We start from the raw sequence: 14952 nt of genomic DNA, 5'->3' as shown, positions 1-14952 counted from the left end.
ATTAGGGGTAAGGGGTTGAAAAAGTGGTGATCAGGACGGCTGGTGCGCCTCGTCCTGCGAGTGGGCAGGGCCGGAATCCACCGATACGGTGGCGGTCTGGCCGGCCACCAGGCGCACGCCTTCGGGCACGTCGTCGATCTTCACGCGCACCGGGATGCGCTGCGCCAGGCGGACCCAGTTGAACGTGGGATTGACGTTGGGCAGCAGGTTGGCGCCGGTGCTGCGGTCGCGGTCGGCAATGCCCATGGCAATGCTTTCGACGTGGCCGCGGATATGGTGCGAGTCGCCCATCAGCGTCACGGTGACGGGATCACCTTCATGGATGCCGGGCAGCTTGGTTTCCTCGAAGTAGCCTTCGACGTAGAACGAGCCGGAATCCACCAGCGCCATCACGCCGCGGCCCGCGGTGGCGTAGGAGCCGGCGCGCAGGTCCAGGTTGGTAATGCGGCCGTCGTTCACCGCCAGCACCCGGCTGCGTTCCAGGTTCAGGCGCGCGGTGTTGAGCTGCACTTCGGCCTGGGCCAGCGCGGCTTCGGTCTGCTGCAGCTTGGTCTGGCTTTGTTCCAGCGCCTCGGCGGCTACCAGTTGGCCCAGCGAGCGGTTGCGCTTGGCGTCTCGCACCGCCTGGTCGCGCGCCACTTGCGCGGAACGCACCGAGGCCTGGGCCTGGTCGTAGGCCAGCTGGAAGCGCGCGCGGTCGATTTCGAACAGCACGTCGCCGGCCTTCACGTCCTGGTTGTCGTGCACCGGCACGCTGGTCACCAGGCCGGAGACATCCGGCGCGACCTGCACCACGTAGGCCTTGACGCGGCCGTCGCGGGTCCAGGGTTCGACTTCATAGTGCACCCAGAGCTGCCAGCCGGCGTAGGCGGCCGCGGCGACGACGACGGCGGTCACCGCGAACTTGCCGATGGCTGCGGGGCGCAGGGCATTAGGGAGTTTCATGCTTATCTCTGGAGTAAATAGGGGGAAATGAGGGATACGCCGTACAGCAGCACCACGAACAGCGCCAGGTCGAACAGCGCGGGGTGCCACACCAGGCGGTACAGCCCGGCGCGGGCCAGCACGCGGCGCACCGCCCAGGCCACGCCCAGGGTCACCACGCCCAGCACCAGCAGCCAGGGAAAATAGACGCCATAAAGATTGAATTCGCCGATCATGATGCTTGGCCCTCCAGGGTGGGATGGGCGGGTTGGTAGTCGGGCGCGTCGGGGAAGAAGGCGCGGCGCAGGCCCACCAGCGCGACGACTGCCCGGTCGCGGGCCGCGGCGCCCGGGGGCGTGGCCGTCACACTGGCCAACGCGCGATCGATCTGCGCCAGGAATTCGGGCGTTTTCTCGCCGACCTGCCAGGCCGAGCGGGCGTGGAAGAACTTCGCCAGCCCGTCCAGCACCGGCTGGATGGCCGGTTCGGCCATGGGCAGATGGCGCCGGGCGCGCTGCAGTTCGGTGATGTCGCGGCCCACGCGCAGATCCTTCAGCGCATCGGCGGCGACCAGGTCGTCCGGACGCTGGGCCAGCGCCAGGCGCGGCTGCAGGAGGCCGATGCGGTCCAGCATGCGGGCCGCGTAGGTGTGACGCGAAGGCGCGCGCGGCGAGCTTGCCAGGGTTTCCAGTTCCTTCCAGTTGGCGGCCTGGATGCGGCGCGCGCTCCAGTCGGCGCTGACGGTGCGGAAGATGGCGGCGATGATGGCCGCGGTGGCCACGCCCATGCACTGCGCGACCTGCGTGTCGATGAAGGACACGATGTCGGCGGTGTTGGTATCCTGCAGCGCCATCGTGCCCAGGAACCCGAACAGCATCGCCATGGCCTTGCCCGCGGTGGCGGGCCGGGCAATGAAGATGCCCAGCACGAAGGCCGTGGGCAGCATGGCCAGGGCCAGCATCTCGAACGAATGGATGGCGGGCATGATGCCCAGCAGGTACAGCGCCGACAGCGGGATCGAATACACCGTGTAGGTCAGGAACTGCATGATGCCGGGCACTGGATTGTCCTGCGACGCGAAGAAGCAGCTGAAGATGGCGGCCATGAGCGCGGCGGTGGCGCCGTTGCTCCAGGCGGTGCCGATCCAGAAGGCGCAGCAGACCGAAATGGCCACGCCCGCGGCCAGGGCCGACAGCAGCGCCATGCCGCGGTCGCGGTGCAGCGCGGCGTTGGGCGCGGGTTTGGAGCGCGGGGCGCGCAGCGGCGCGCCGGCCAGGCCCGCGCGGATCTCGCGGCGCAGCGCCAGGCATTCGTCATAGGTGTCGACCAGCTCGCGCAGCCGCGTCATCAGGCTGGCCAGCAGCACGTCGCGCCAGCTGGAGCGGCTGTCGATTTCGGGCGTGAGGCGGGTGGCGGCGGCGCGCAGCTGCACCGCGGTCTCGTGGGTGGCCTGCGCGCCGGCGTTGATCCATTCGGAGATGTCGGCGAGCAGGGCCGTGACGGGCTCCGGCAGCGGCTGGCCGCCGGCCTGCAGGGCGCGCATGCGGTCTTCCACGGCGGACACGGTGGGCGTCAGTGCTGCGATCTGGTCCTGCATGGCGCGCACCGCGCCCGAGGTCCAGCGCAGGTTGCTGGTGTCGAACGGCACATGGGTGGACATCAGGCGCAATTGCGTGATGTCGTTGGCCAGCACGCGGCGGTCGCGGTCCTTCTGCTCGGTGGCCTGGCCGCTGAGCGTGTCGTGCATCCAGTTGCGGGCGTCGCGCACGGCCTTGTCCAGCATCAGCGTCAGGGCAGGGGCCAGGCCGCGCGGCAGCACGATGCTGTGGATCAGCGTGGCGCAGACGATGCCCAGGCTGATTTCCTCGACGCGGGCGAGCGCGGTGTCGAACACCTGGGCGGGGGCCGTCACGCTGGGAAAGCCGATCATCGCGGCGGTATAGCCCGCCAGCATGAAGAGGTACGAACGCGGGGTGCGGTCCAGCACCGACAGGTACAGGCAGGCGCCCACCCACAGCACCATGGCGGCGGTCATGACCACCGGGGAATTCGACAGCCGCGGCACCAGGTAGACGGTGGCCGCCGAACCGAAGAAGGTGCCGGCCAGGCGGTACAGCGCCTTGGAGCGCACCGCGCCCGACCAGGGTTGGGCCACGACATAGGCCGTGGTCATGGCCCAGAACGGACGCGGCAATCCCATGCTGTAGGCCAGGTAGAGCGCCATGATGGCGCTCAGGTAGCTCTTGAGCGAGAAGATGGCTTCGCGGACGTTGGGGAGTTTCACGCTTGTTCGTCCTGTGGCTGGGTGCCGGCGCCGCCGCGGCCCAGGGTGACTTTCAGGCTGTCGAAGACCCGCAGGCAGGCTTGCAGGTCGGCTTCGCTTACGTCCCGGAACAGGTGGCGGCGCAGGTCGACCAGGACGTCCTCGACCTTGGCGCGCAGCGCCTGCCCGGCGTCGGTCAGGTGCAGGGTCCTGGCGCGGCGGTCGTGCGGGTCTTCGCGGCGTTCCATCAGGCCGGCGGCGACCAGGTGATCCAGCACGCGCACCAGCGAGGGGCCTTCCACGCCCAGCGCCTCGGCCAGCGCGCCCTGGCGTACGCCGTCTCCCAGGCGGCCGGCCAGGATCACGGGCCAGGCGGTGGCCTGGGAGAGGCCGTAATCGGCCAGGGCCTTGTCGGCGGCGCCGCGATAGGCGCGCGACAGGACCATCAGGGCGGAGGTGGTGGCCATGAGCTGGGAGTCGGTGGGCGTGTTCATGGAATAGATTGTATCCTATCTATTAGCTTACTAATAATTGAAAATGGCGATTATCTCCATGGATTTTCTCAATCGGGAAAATAGGGGGCGGGTTTTCCGTCTATGGAAAACCGGCAGCCAGGGGGACGTGTCGCGGCAAGGACGGGCGCGGCAGCGGCGGCCGCGCCCCGGCGTTCAGCCGTTGCAGTCCGCCCAGCAGTTGGGCGTTTCGTACAGGCGCACGCGGGTCAGGCGCAGTTCGGCGCCATAGTGGCCGTGATAGTGCGGCGCCAGGGTCTGGAAGACGATGGCGGCCAGGTTTTCGGCCGTGGGGATGCGGTCCAGCACCACGGTCTTGTGGCCGGGCAGGCTGTCCAAAAAGCCGCGCACGGCGGCGTCGCCCTCATACACCAGGAAAGCATGGTCCCAGACGTCCACGATGTGGGTCTTGGCGATGTGCTTGATCTCGGAGAAATCCATCAGCATGCCGTTGTCGGACTCGCCGGGCGCCTGCACCACGTCGCCGGTCAGGGTGATTTCCAGCACATAGCGGTGGCCATGCAGGTTGCGGCACTGGCTGCGGTGGTCGGGAATGCGGTGGCCGGCGTCGAATTCCAGCCTGCGGGTCACGGAAATCATGGCGCGCTCCGCAGGGGGCTAGGGTGAATCATGGAATGCCTATGTATTTGTGGGTCTGCAGGCTGAGCCGCCATTGCGGATGCTGCATACAGTACTGGACGGCCTGTTCGGTATTGGCCACGCGCGCGGGGCCGTCCATGGGTTGCAGGAAGAAGTGCTCGAAGTCCAGGTGCGCGAAGGCTTCGGGCTGCGCATTGGCCTGCGGATAGACCAGCTTGAGCTCGTCGCCGCGTTCCAGGACCACGGGCGCCGTGCCCTTGGGGCTGACGCAGATCCAGTCGATGCCGGCGGGCGGCTTGATGGTGCCGTTGGTTTCGATGGCCACCGTGAAGCCGCGCGCGTGCACCGCGGTCAAGAGCGGCGCGTCCAGCTGCAGCAGCGGTTCGCCGCCAGTGAAGACCACGTAGCGGTCATTGGCGCCCGGGCCCCAGGCCGCGGCGATGGCGTCGGCCAGCAGTTCGGGCGTGGCGAACTTGCCGCCGCCGTCGCCGTCGGTGCCGATGAAGTCGGTGTCGCAGAAGGTGCAGGCGGCGCTGGCGCGGTCGCTTTCGCGGCCGGTCCAGAGGTTGCAGCCGGCAAAGCGGCAGAAGACCGCCGCGCGGCCTGCGTGGGCGCCTTCGCCCTGCAGCGTCTTGAAGATTTCTTTGGCGGAGTAAGTCATGGTGGTGCCGGCGGCCGGATAAGGCCGGACCCCGGATAAATCAGGCAAAAGCGCATTATTTTACTTTGCGCGGCGCATCTATACTTGCGGGCTATGTTTCACGTCCAAGATTCCATCTATCTGGATGAACGCGACCTGGCGTTCACCATGATCCGCGCCCAGGGCGCGGGCGGCCAGAACGTCAACAAGGTGTCCAGCGCCGTGCACCTGCGTTTCGACGTGCGCGCCTCCAGCCTGCCCGAAGAAATCAAGGAAGCGCTCTGCGCGCTGAGCGACCACCGCGTCTCCAAGGACGGGGTCATCGTCATCAAGTCGCAGGCGTTCCGCAGCCAGGAAAAGAACCGCGCCGAAGCCATCGAACGCCTGATCGCCATGGTGCGCGCAGCGGCGCGCACCGACAAACCGCGCCGTCCGACCAAGCCCACCCGCGCCTCGCAGCGCCGCCGTGTGCAGCGCAAGGTGCTGCACGGCGAAGTCAAGCGCCTGCGCGGCCGGGTCCAGGGAGACTGACCATGGCCGACGCGCGCCGGCGCTACCTGTACACGCTGGGCGCGCTGTTCGCCGTGATATGGACGGCGCTGGCGATTGCGCCGCATGACCGCGCCGACTGGGCGCTGGAGAACGCGCTGGTGCTGGCCTTCGGCGCGGCGCTGCTCTTTACGCGGCGCTGGTTCGTGTTTTCGCGCACCTCGTACACGCTGATCTTTCTTTACCTGTGCCTGCATGCCGTCGGCGCGCACTACACCTATTCGCTCGTGCCTTACGACGACTGGTGGCGGGCGCTGACGGGACACAGTTTTAACAGCATGGTCGGCTGGGAACGCAACAATTTCGACCGCGTGGTGCATTTTTCCTACGGCCTGCTGCTGGCGTATCCCATCCGCGAGATCTTTCTGCGCGTGGTCGAGGTGCGCGGCTTCTGGGCGTATTTCCTGCCCATGGACGTCACGCTGTCGACCTCGGCGCTCTACGAACTGCTGGAGTGGGGCGCCGCCGCCACCGTGGGCGGCGACCTGGGCGCGGCCTATCTGGGCACGCAGGGCGATATCTGGGACGCACAGAAGGACATGGCGCTGGCGGCCGGGGGCGCCGTCATCGCGATGGCCATCACCGCCCTGGTCAACCGCCGCGCCCGCCGCGACCTGGCGCGCGACTGGGCCGACAGCCTCAAGCCGCGCCGCCAGCCTGGCGTGTAGCCACGGCACCCGCCTGGGCTAGCCGCTGGATGCGTCGGCGGAACAGGTCCGCCATGGTGGACGCCGCCAGCGACAGGGGCGTTCCCCGCAGCGTCATGATGCCTATGCTGGCGACCGGCATGGGCGCTTCGGTGCGGATCTGGCTGGCTTCGGCGCCGTAAGGCGGGATCTCTAGCATGCCCGCCGGGCAGACGATCAACGCGTCGCTGCGGACCATCAGGTTCCACATCACGCCGAACGTATCGCAGTCGATGACGCGTTCGGGCGGCTGCAGGCCGTTTGCGCGCAGGCCTTGCAGAAAGGCGTCGGTGTGGCTGCCGCCCGAGGTGTTGAGCAGCCATTCGCAGCCCGCGATGTCTTGCCACCGCGTGGCGTCCGCCAGCGGATGTCCGCGGCGGCAGGCGACCATGAATTCCAGCGGCCGCAGTTCCTCGAAATCGAACTCCTGCCCGCCATGGTTGTCCGCCATGCCGGACGCCAACGCGAAATCCAGCGAGCCGTTGCGCAAAGCCGGCAGGACGGCGGCCAGCAGGCCTTCCGAAACCTTGAGCTTGGCCGCGGGCATGCTCTGCCTGAAATCGTTCAGCACGTCAGGCAGCACGCTCAGCATCACCATGGGCGTCACGCCCACTGCCACCCGCGCCTGCGCACCGCTGAGCAGTTGGCGGATGTCCTGGCGCGCCAGGGACAACTGGGCCTGGGCAAGCTGCGCCCGCACCGTCAGGTGTTCGCCGCATTCGGTGACCTCGATGCCCTGGGGGCTGCGCGTGAGCAGCGGCGCTTCGAGCTCCGTTTCCAGTTCCTTGATGGCCTTGGTCACCGCCGCCTGGCTCAAGTGCAGGCTGCGCGCCGCGGCGCGGATGCTGCGTAACTCGGCGACCTTCAGCCAGGCCCGGAGATGGTGGTCTTTCATGTGCCTCTCGATAGCGACAACCTGTAGTTGTCACCTTAACAAAGAAATAGCCTTATGCGCAGCGCGGGCGATCTCTAAGCTTCACGACGACAAGACCATGCAGTCCCGTACTTCAGGAGCAAGCCATGCAGATCTTTCCCCGTCGTGTAGGTCAGGCCATTTCATTGTGTTTTGCCTTGCTGGGAGCGGCAGGCGCCGGCGCGGCGCAGGCTGATTGGCCCCAACGGCCAGTCAAGCTCATCGTGCCGTATGTGGCGGGGTCCGGTCCCGACGTGGTGCTACGCCCGATCGCGGACGCCCTGGGGCGCGAACTCGGCCAACCGGTGATCGTCGACAACCGGGGAGGGGCGGGCGGTATTGTCGGCACGCAGGCGCTGGCCGCGGCGGCGCCGGACGGCTACACGATAGGCTTCGGCAACCTGGTCACGCTGGCAATCAACAAGAGCATGTACTCGAAGCTGCCTTACGACCCGCAACGCAGCCTTGCGCCCATCAGCCTGGCCATCAGCAATGCCCTGGTGTTGATCGCCCGCAACGACTTCCCGGCAAGCGATGTGCAGGGCCTGGTCAGCTATGCCAGGCAGCATCCGGGCAAGGTCAGCGTCGGCTCGTTGGGGGTGGGATCGAGCGCCCATCTGGCCGGGGAAATGCTCAAGAGCGAGACGGGCACGACCATGCTGCACGTCCCGTACAAGAGCGGCCAGCAGGCGGTGGGCGACATCGTGGGCGGGCAGCTCGACGTGATGATCGACAACGTCGCGGGCGTGCTGCCCTTCATCCGCTCCGGACAGGTAAAGGTGCTGGGGGCGACCAGCCTCACGCGTGTGCCTGTCCTCTCGGACGTGCCCACCCTCGACGAATCCGGCTTGAAGGGATTTGAGGTGGTGTCCTGGGGCGGCATCGTCGCGCCCGCCGGCACGCCCAAGCCCATCATCGACAAGCTCAATCGCGCCATCGCCAAAGCGCTGCAGGACCCCGCGGTGCTCAAGCTCAACGAAACGCTGTCCGTCGATGCGACGCCGTCCACGCCCGAACAGTTCGCCAGCCTCATCGCCAGCGAGATCCCGCGGTGGGGCGAGATGGTCAAGCGCTCCGGCGCGTCGGCCGACTGACTGCGTTCAACCCCACAGGGAGCCATCATGACGAACGAACTCTGGCGCTGGAGCGCCGTCGATCTGGCCCAGGCCATCCGCCAGCGGGAAGTTTCCAGCCGGGAGGCCGTGCAGAGCTGCCTGCAGCGGGCGGCACAGCTAAATCCGGTCTTCAATCCGCTTACCGAGATCTGCGCCGACCAGGCACTGAAGGCGGCCGATGCCGCCGACGCCGCGGTGCGCGGGGGCGCGCCGCTGGGCCTCCTGCACGGCGTGCCGGTCACCATCAAGGCCAACGCCGATCTGGCAGGCTCGGCCACGACCAATGGCGTCGTCGCGTACCGGGACCTCATTGCCAGCGAGAACAATCCCGCCGTCGACAACTGGCTCAAGGCCGGCGCGGTCGTGATCGGCCGCAGCAACGTTCCGGCATTCTCCTGGCGCTGGTTTTCGGACAACGACCTGCATGGCCGCACCGTCAACCCGTTCGACGCCGCGCGCACGCCGGGCGGCTCCAGCGGCGGCGCGTCCGTCGCCGCCGCCCTGGGCATGGGGCCGCTGGCGCATGGCAGCGACCAGGGTGGATCGATCCGGTATCCGGCCTATGCCTGCGGCGTGGCGGGGCTGCGGCCCTCGCAAGGCCGGGTGCCGGCCTACAACGCCAGCCAGAAATCGGAGCGTCCGGTGGCTTCCCAACTGGCCGCGACCCAGGGCCCCTTGGCGCGGAACATTGCCGACCTGAGACTGGGGCTGGAGGCCATGTCGGCGGGCGATTCCCGCGATCCGTGGTGGGTGCCCGCGCCGCTGGACCTGCGCCAGCCTGGAGATAGCCGGCGGGTGGCGCTGTTCTGCGGCACCTCGGCCCTGAAATCCGATCCCGCTGTGCTGGATGCCTTGCTGCGCGCCGCAAAGTACCTGGAAGACGCGGGCTACATCGTCGAAACAGCAACGCCGCCCAGGTTCGAGGAAGCGGCCGAGCTATGGCGCAGCGTGCTGATGAACGAAGCGTCCGGCTCCATGGGCCGCGAAATCGAGCGTGCAGGCGACGCGGCGATACAGCGCGCCTACCGCAGCATGCTTGCGCACACCTCGCCGCTGGACAAGGACGGCTTTATCCAGGCGCTGGCGCTGCGCACCACGATACTGCGGGAGTGGGGCGCATTCTTCGACCGCTATCCCGTCCTGCTCATGCCGGTGTCGTTCGAGCGTCCACTCCCGATCGACCAGGACCAGCAAGGCGACGCGGCCATGGGCGACATACTGCGCGCGCAGAGCCCGCTGGTCTCGACCGCGATACTGGGCTTGCCTGGCCTGTCGGTCCCTGTCGGCCTGGCGGACGGTGTGCCGATGGGTGTCCATCTGGTGGCGGGGCGGTTCCGCGAAGACCTGTGCCTGGCCGCGGGCGAAGCCATCGAGGCGCGGGCGGGGTGGTCGGTGCTGGATACGCTCGTGGCCTGAGCGGCGCGGAAGGAAGGGGAAGGGCGGCTATGGAGGCATCCGTGGCGGATGGCCGGGCGCGGATGCCGGGGCCATAAAGCCCTGTCCGCCGCAGGGGCATGACTATATATCGAATACTTCCGATATAAGATTCGATAAATTGCGATACTTCAATATGACGGTCTCCACTTCCAGCTCCGACCCAGCCGCCTCGTTACCGGCCATTGACGCCGACGCCATCCTCAAGGCGTTGGCCAATCCGGTGCGGCGCGACATCCTTGCCTGGCTGAAGACGCCGCACGCGTACTTCGAGGAACGCCCGGGCCATACTTTCGAGCATGGCGTATGCGCGGGCCACATCGACGAACGCTGCGGACTGTCCCAGTCCACCGTGTCCTCGCACCTGGCCGTTCTGCAGCGCGCGGGCCTGATCTCGGCGACCAAGGTGGGGCAGTGGATTTTCTACCGTCGCAACGAAGCCGCCATTGCCGCGTTCCTGCGGCAATTGAACCAGGATATGTAGCCCCGCTACGCCGCCAGCGGCCCCTGATCCGGGGCCAAGGATTTACGCATGAGCCAACTTTTCGAACCCCTGCGCGCAGGCGATCTGACGCTGCGCAACCGTATCGTCATGGCGCCTTTGACGCGCATGCACGCCAGTCCGGGCCGCGTGCCCAACGACCTGATGGTCGAGTACTACACCCAGCGCGCCGGCGCCGGCATGATCCTGACCGAAGCCACGGCCGTCACCCCGCAAGGCGTGGGCTATGCCGATACGCCGGGCCTGTGGACCCCCGAACAGGTACAGGGCTGGCGCAAGGTCACGTCCGCGGTGCACCGGGCCGGCGGCCTGATCGTGGCGCAGCTCTGGCACGTGGGCCGGATCTCCGACCCCATGTTCCTGGATGGCGAACTGCCGGTGGCGCCCAGCGCCATTGCCGCCCGCGGCCACGTCAGCCACGTGCGTCCGGAGCGCGCCTACGTCACGCCGCGCGCGCTGGAAACGGCCGAGATTCCGGGCGTGGTCGAGGCCTACCGCCACGGCGCGAAGATGGCCATGGAGGCCGGTTTCGACGGCGTGGAAGTGCATGCCGCCAACGGCTATCTGCTGGACCAGTTCCTGCAGGACAGCACCAACCATCGCACTGACGCCTATGGCGGCTCGCTGGAAAACCGCGCGCGGCTGCTGCTGGAAGCGGTGGATGCTTGTATATCGGTGTGGGGCGCGGGCCGCGTGGGCGTGCATCTGTCGCCGCGCGGGGAAATCCACACCATGGGCGATTCCAACCCGGCCGCCACCTTCGGCTATGTGGCGCGTGAACTGGGCAAGCGCGGCATCGCCTTCCTGTGCGTGCGCGAATACGAAGCCGCCGACAGCCTGGGCCCGATGCTCAAGGCCGAATTCGGCGGCACGTACATCGCCAACGAAGGATTCGGCCGCGAGTCCGCCGAGGCCGCCATTGCCGCGGGCCGCGCCGATGCCGTGGCTTTTGGCGTGCAGTACATCGCCAATCCGGACCTGGCGCGCCGCTTCGAACTCAAGGCGCCGCTGAACCGGCCCAACCCGGCCACGTTCTATGCGCCGGGCCCGGGCGGCTACACCGACTATCCGGCCCTGGCCTGACCGGCGGGTCCGGCATTCAGAACACGGCGCGCATCGGATAGGTGAACAAGCCGAAGTGCGCCGCGTTCAGGCCCAGGTGCGCCAGCACCGCAGCGGCCAGGCCGCCGTATTTGTAGGCCAGGCCGTAGGCCGCGCCCGCCAGGCTGGCCAGCAGCATCCATTGCCAGCCGCCTGCGTAATGCGCCAGGCCGAACAGCACGGCCGCGATGATCAACGCCGCCCACGACCCCCAGGCGCGGCCGCGCCACAAGTCCGTCAGCCGCTGTTGCAGATAACCGCGGAACAGCGCCTCCTCGGCCAAGGTCACCAGCAAGGCGTTGTTGATTAGCCAGATCCAGCCCGATTGCGGCCACTTGGGCGCCCAGCCGACCACGCCCAGCGCCAGCGCGCAGCCCAGGCAGATGGCGACGGCGCCCGCGCAAGCCAGGAACGCGGACGACAGCGTGGCGCGCGGAGTCAGTCCCGCCATCGGCGGCGGCAGCGCCAGCACCACCCAGAACGCCACCAGCGGCTTGTCCAGGTTCAGGTACATGCCGAAAGGCACGGCGTCCGGACTCAGTGGCGCTGGCGCGATGACCTGCGGGTTGTGAAAGCCCGGCAGCAGGTGCAGGAACAGCAGCGCGGCCAGCGCGATGAAGAGCGCATGGCCGGCGGTGCGCGCCAGCGCGCCCGATGCGGGCCGGACCAGCACGGCGGCCAGGATCAGCAAGGCAGGCCAGGCCAGCGCCACGGCGTCTATCGTGCCATCGCTCCAGGCCCAGGCGTAGGCGGCGGCGAGCGGCGCCAGCGCCCAGCGGCGGGTGGCGGGTGGCCACAACATGGCGGCGGCGATGAACAGTGCGGACCAGGGGCTTAGCGCGGACACGGGCGTGGACGGGCGTTGAAAGGGCTGAGTGTAAACGCGCGGCTCTTTGCGGGCCGCACGGCATGCGCGCCGGACCGCTGAGCGCGTGTGCTGACGCCGCGCCGCGAACCCAGGTATCCTGGCGCCTGCCGGATACCTGGGAGCCAGACTATGAAGATGATCGCGTGGTTGATGTTGGCGGCGGCAGTGCTGCCTTTCGTGTCGGCCATCGTGGCCAAGGCGGGCGGAAAGAAGTTCGACAACAATGATCCGCGCGCCTGGCTGGCACGCCAGGAAGGTTGGCGCGCGCGTGCCAATGCGGCGCAGACCAATACCTTTGAATCGCTGCCGTTCTTCTACGCGGCGGTGCTGTTCGCGCTGTATACCCAGGCGCCGCCCGCGCACGTGGCCACGCTGATGGCCTGCTGGCTGGGCGTGCGGCTGGGCTATCTGGCCATGTACCTGGCGGGCTGGGGCGCGCTGCGTTCGCTGGTGTGGGCCATCAGCGTGGGCTTCATCATCGCGATCCTGTTCGCGGGTGTCTGACGGACGGCGCCATGCGCAAGCGGCGTGTCGCGGCACTGGCGGCCATCGCGCTGCTAGGCTTCATCTACATCAACAACGCTGACTGGGCGGAGCCCGATCCCGGTGCGCGGGTGACGCTGCTCGCGCATCGCGGCATCGCGCAACGCTACGACGCGGCGGGCCTGGAGCGGGACACCTGCACCGCGACCCGCATCGTCGAACCCACCCACGGCTATCTGGAAAACACCATCGCGTCCATGCGCGCGAGCTTCGAGGCCGGAGCGGACATCGTCGAGATCGACGTCCATCCCACCACCGATGGCCAGTTCGCCGTGTTCCACGACTGGACGGTCGATTGCCGCACCGAGGGCCGCGGCGCGACGCGCGAGCACACGATGGCCGAACTCAAGGCGCTGGACATCGGCTACGGCTATACCGCCGATGGCGGCAAGACCTTTCCGTTCCGCGGGCGCGGCGTGGGCCTGATGCCGACGCTGTCCGAAGTGCTGGAGGCGTTTCCGCGCCAGCGCTTTCTCATCAACGTCAAGAGCCGCGATGCGGAGGAGGGCGCGGCGTTGGCGGCGGTGCTCAACGGCATGCCGCCGGCCAGGCGGGCAGACTTCATGGTGTATGGGGGCGAGGAGCCGGTAGGCCGGTTGCGCCAGTTGGCGCCGGGCGTGCGCACGCTGACGCGCTCGGACCTGAAGTCCTGCCTGTTGCGCTATGCGGCCGCGGGCTGGACCGGCCACGTTCCGCAGGTCTGCCGCGGCATGGCGCTGACGGTGCCGGTGAACGTCGCGCCCTGGTTGTGGGGCTGGCCCGGCCGCTTCCTGGACCGCATGGAGACGGCGGGCAGCAGCGTGTTCCTGCTCGGTCCTTACGCCGGCGAGGGCCATTCCACGGGCATCGACACCCCCGAGGACATACGCCGCGTGCCGGCGGAATACGCGGGCGGGATCTGGACCAACGAAATCGAAGCCGTGGCGCGCGCTTTCAAGCGCGGGCCATGAAAGCCGCTACTTCCATTCGAACACGGCGCGCGCGGTGCCAGAGTTCTGCACCGAGACTTCGCGCTGTTGGGCCTGGCCGTTGTAGGTCGCTGAAATCCTGTAGTTGCCGGCCGGCAGCTTGACCAGCATGTACGGGCCTTCGGCAGTGGTTTGCAGCACGGACTTGCCCTGCGCATCGCTGATGGTGACGGCGACATTGGCGACGTAGTCTGCCTGGCCGCCGCGTTGCGCCGCGAACGTCAGCGCCAGCGGATAGTCCTTGGCTGCGGCCTTCATGGCTTCGGATTCGTCCAGGCCGATGCCGCCGCTGACGTATTGCACCGAACCCTGCTGCTGCACTGCCGGCATGCCTGCCTGGGCGGTGGACAGGACGCCGGCAAAGGCCATGCTGCCCAGCGCCATCGCGGCGGCCATGGTGCAGCGTTCTAAACGCTTGTTCATGAGACTCTCCTGGATAGGACGATCTGCGCGGTGTCGTGCGCGCATGAACATTTCGACCCGCATGCCGGCGCGGAGTTCGCACCCGCGGGTCTCCGATATCAACCGATTGTTTCCGCAGCCTAGGTAAGCGTACCGCGTGCCGCGCTCCAGGAAAATGTCAGCCGGCTTTCGCCGCTGACCGAGCCGTCCGGGGCGAAGCGCCTTTCATCCAGCTGTCCGGCGCCATCATCGCGCAGCGTCAGTACGCTGGAACTGCGCGTGCCATAGTTCGGACTGACGATGAACGGGCTGCTCAATAGCCTTTCGCGATCCAGCGGCAGGCCGGTGGCGGGCAGGTCGGCGTCGTCGGCGGGCTGGCGGTCGGCCAGGGCGGCCATCAGCGCGGGCAGGTCGGGCTGCGGCCCGCTGCGCAGCACGGCCTCGAAAGCCGCCTTGGTGCGCGCCAGCTTGGGCCAGGGCGTGTCCAGCAGATGGTTGGACAGGGCATAGACGCCCGGAGCCAGGCGCCGCGGGCCGCCGTCGCGATTGCTGAGATACCAGGCTTCGCGCGCATCGCCCACGATCAGGTTGAAGCCGTTGTAGGCCTGGCCGGCGGCATGCACTTGCGCCAGGTAGTCGGCCGGGGAGACCGTGCCGCGCAGATAGTCTTCGACCAGCGCGCCGCGCGAAGGCGCGTTCTCGATCATCCTGCCCGGCTCGCGAAAGTTGGTCACTAGCGCATGGAGTCCGCCGGTCGTCGCGCCCATCCAGCTGCCGCCGGCCAGGCCGTCGCGGCCGGCGTAGACCTCGGGGGCGTCAGGCCATTGCGCGGCGGGCAAGGTGGGGCGTTGATGGAATTCGTCGCGGTTGGCGGCGATCAGGACGGGGATGCCCGGCAGGGCATGCAGGGCCAGTACGGCAAGACACATGGT

Annotated in this window: 18 protein-coding genes; 8 read left to right on the top strand and 10 right to left on the bottom strand. The window is 68.0% G+C overall.

Going from position 1 to position 14952, the window contains the following annotated elements; all coding sequences use genetic code 11:
* Positions 1 to 30 precede the first annotated feature (30 nt).
* The 6 genes from IB258_RS04725 to queE all read right to left on the bottom strand — a co-directional run bounded on the left by IB258_RS04725 (position 31) and on the right by queE (position 4960).
* Positions 31 to 945 (bottom strand): HlyD family secretion protein, encoded by a 915-nt coding sequence (locus IB258_RS04725; protein WP_192352212.1) that lies wholly within the window; start codon positions 943 to 945, stop codon positions 31 to 33.
* A 2-nt stretch (positions 946 to 947) separates the two neighbouring features.
* On the bottom strand, positions 948 to 1160 hold the full coding sequence (locus IB258_RS04720) for a DUF1656 domain-containing protein (RefSeq protein WP_013394149.1): 213 nt from the start codon (positions 1158 to 1160) through the stop codon (positions 948 to 950).
* Entirely contained in the window at positions 1157 to 3208 is a 2052-nt protein-coding gene (locus tag IB258_RS04715; RefSeq protein ID WP_054453823.1) for an FUSC family protein, read from the bottom strand. The genes IB258_RS04720 and IB258_RS04715 overlap by 4 nt, the downstream gene beginning before the upstream one ends.
* Positions 3205 to 3681 carry a MarR family winged helix-turn-helix transcriptional regulator gene (locus IB258_RS04710; RefSeq protein WP_054453825.1) on the bottom strand — a complete coding sequence of 159 codons (477 nt, stop codon included), beginning with the start codon at positions 3679 to 3681 and terminating at the stop codon, positions 3205 to 3207. Before IB258_RS04710 ends, IB258_RS04715 begins: the two co-directional genes overlap by 4 nt.
* Before the next feature lie 174 nt (positions 3682 to 3855).
* Positions 3856 to 4299, bottom strand: coding sequence for a 6-carboxytetrahydropterin synthase QueD (queD, locus tag IB258_RS04705; RefSeq protein ID WP_013394146.1), 444 nt, complete (start codon positions 4297 to 4299; stop codon positions 3856 to 3858).
* Between the two features lie 28 nt (positions 4300 to 4327).
* On the bottom strand, positions 4328 to 4960 hold the full coding sequence (queE, locus tag IB258_RS04700) for a 7-carboxy-7-deazaguanine synthase (protein ID WP_192352211.1): 633 nt from the start codon (positions 4958 to 4960) through the stop codon (positions 4328 to 4330).
* Between the two features lie 93 nt (positions 4961 to 5053).
* Here queE and arfB point away from each other — a divergent pair, with 93 nt between their 5' ends.
* Positions 5054 to 5470 carry an alternative ribosome rescue aminoacyl-tRNA hydrolase ArfB gene (arfB, locus tag IB258_RS04695; RefSeq protein WP_054453829.1) on the top strand — a complete coding sequence of 139 codons (417 nt, stop codon included), beginning with the start codon at positions 5054 to 5056 and terminating at the stop codon, positions 5468 to 5470.
* A 2-nt stretch (positions 5471 to 5472) separates the two neighbouring features.
* Positions 5473 to 6156, top strand: coding sequence for a DUF2238 domain-containing protein (locus IB258_RS04690; protein WP_119448980.1), 684 nt, complete (start codon positions 5473 to 5475; stop codon positions 6154 to 6156).
* On the opposite strand, the gene IB258_RS04685 is transcribed toward IB258_RS04690, so the two are convergent.
* Positions 6128 to 7069: a LysR substrate-binding domain-containing protein gene (locus tag IB258_RS04685; RefSeq protein ID WP_192352210.1), complete on the bottom strand. Its 942-nt coding sequence runs from the start codon at positions 7067 to 7069 to the stop codon at positions 6128 to 6130. The genes IB258_RS04690 and IB258_RS04685 overlap by 29 nt on opposite strands.
* Positions 7070 to 7194: 125 nt before the next feature.
* Between IB258_RS04685 and IB258_RS04680 the strand changes: the two genes are divergently transcribed.
* From IB258_RS04680 to IB258_RS04665, 4 genes are all read left to right on the top strand, one after another.
* On the top strand, positions 7195 to 8181 hold the full coding sequence (locus tag IB258_RS04680) for a tripartite tricarboxylate transporter substrate binding protein (RefSeq protein WP_054453834.1): 987 nt from the start codon (positions 7195 to 7197) through the stop codon (positions 8179 to 8181).
* Positions 8182 to 8208: 27 nt separating this feature from the next.
* Complete coding sequence (locus IB258_RS04675) at positions 8209 to 9618, top strand: amidase family protein (protein ID WP_192352209.1); 1410 nt, start codon at positions 8209 to 8211, stop codon at positions 9616 to 9618.
* Between the two features lie 154 nt (positions 9619 to 9772).
* On the top strand, positions 9773 to 10120 hold the full coding sequence (locus IB258_RS04670) for a helix-turn-helix transcriptional regulator (protein WP_054453838.1): 348 nt from the start codon (positions 9773 to 9775) through the stop codon (positions 10118 to 10120).
* Positions 10121 to 10168: 48 nt separating this feature from the next.
* A complete protein-coding gene (locus IB258_RS04665) occupies positions 10169 to 11221 on the top strand; it encodes an alkene reductase (protein ID WP_054453840.1) in 1053 nt (350 codons plus the stop codon).
* 16 nt (positions 11222 to 11237) lie between these two features.
* Here the strand turns inward: IB258_RS04665 and IB258_RS04660 are convergent, their stop codons facing one another.
* Positions 11238 to 12086, bottom strand: coding sequence for a lysostaphin resistance A-like protein (locus IB258_RS04660; RefSeq protein WP_370539809.1), 849 nt, complete (start codon positions 12084 to 12086; stop codon positions 11238 to 11240).
* A 150-nt stretch (positions 12087 to 12236) separates the two neighbouring features.
* Here IB258_RS04660 and IB258_RS04655 point away from each other — a divergent pair, with 150 nt between their 5' ends.
* Positions 12237 to 12611, top strand: coding sequence for an MAPEG family protein (locus tag IB258_RS04655; RefSeq protein ID WP_054453844.1), 375 nt, complete (start codon positions 12237 to 12239; stop codon positions 12609 to 12611).
* 11 nt (positions 12612 to 12622) lie between these two features.
* A complete protein-coding gene (locus IB258_RS04650) occupies positions 12623 to 13600 on the top strand; it encodes a glycerophosphodiester phosphodiesterase family protein (RefSeq protein WP_192352208.1) in 978 nt (325 codons plus the stop codon).
* A gap of 6 nt (positions 13601 to 13606) precedes the next feature.
* Here IB258_RS04650 and IB258_RS04645 read toward each other — a convergent pair whose 3' ends face one another.
* On the bottom strand, positions 13607 to 14041 hold the full coding sequence (locus IB258_RS04645; RefSeq protein WP_054453848.1) for a carboxypeptidase-like regulatory domain-containing protein: 435 nt from the start codon (positions 14039 to 14041) through the stop codon (positions 13607 to 13609).
* Positions 14042 to 14160: 119 nt separating this feature from the next.
* The gene (locus tag IB258_RS04640; RefSeq protein ID WP_192352207.1) at positions 14161 to 14949 is read right to left on the bottom strand and encodes an NRDE family protein; all 789 of its coding nucleotides are present in this window, start codon (positions 14947 to 14949) and stop codon (positions 14161 to 14163) included.
* Between the last annotated feature and the right edge of the window lie 3 nt (positions 14950 to 14952).

The sequence above is a fragment of the Achromobacter sp. ACM02 genome, assembly GCF_014851605.1.
Lineage (GTDB): Bacteria > Pseudomonadota > Gammaproteobacteria > Burkholderiales > Burkholderiaceae_B > Achromobacter > Achromobacter aegrifaciens.
This window is presented reverse-complemented; position numbering and strand designations above follow the sequence as displayed.